Source organism: Rhodobium orientis (assembly GCF_003258835.1).
Classification (GTDB): Bacteria; Pseudomonadota; Alphaproteobacteria; order Rhizobiales; family Rhodobiaceae; genus Rhodobium; species Rhodobium orientis.
Window position 1 is genome coordinate 1 of record NZ_NPEV01000204.1, and the last position, 253, is coordinate 253.

A 253-nucleotide genomic window follows, 5' to 3' on the forward strand; every position below is an offset into this window, starting at 1 on the left:
CAGAACAAAAAAAGAGTGGACATTTTTATTTGTCGGTCCTGACGGGACAAACGGAGACGAAGATTTTAAAGCGCTTCTTGAAGAAGATAATGTCATCTGGACGGGCCCCGCTGCGCCGTCAGAAGTACCAGCTTATATGAATGTAGTGGATATCGGTATCATGCCGTATAAACCGTCGCCATATAACAATGCGGTATTTCCTTTAAAGCTGTTTGAATTTTTGGCTGCCGGAAAGCCTGTCGCAGGTATGAAC

The 253-nt window shown here is 44.7% G+C and carries 1 protein-coding gene; it reads left to right on the forward strand.

What is annotated here, in order from left to right:
* Positions 1-253: glycosyltransferase (locus tag CH339_RS25850; RefSeq protein ID WP_146610317.1), on the forward strand; the 253-nt coding region annotated here is incomplete at both ends.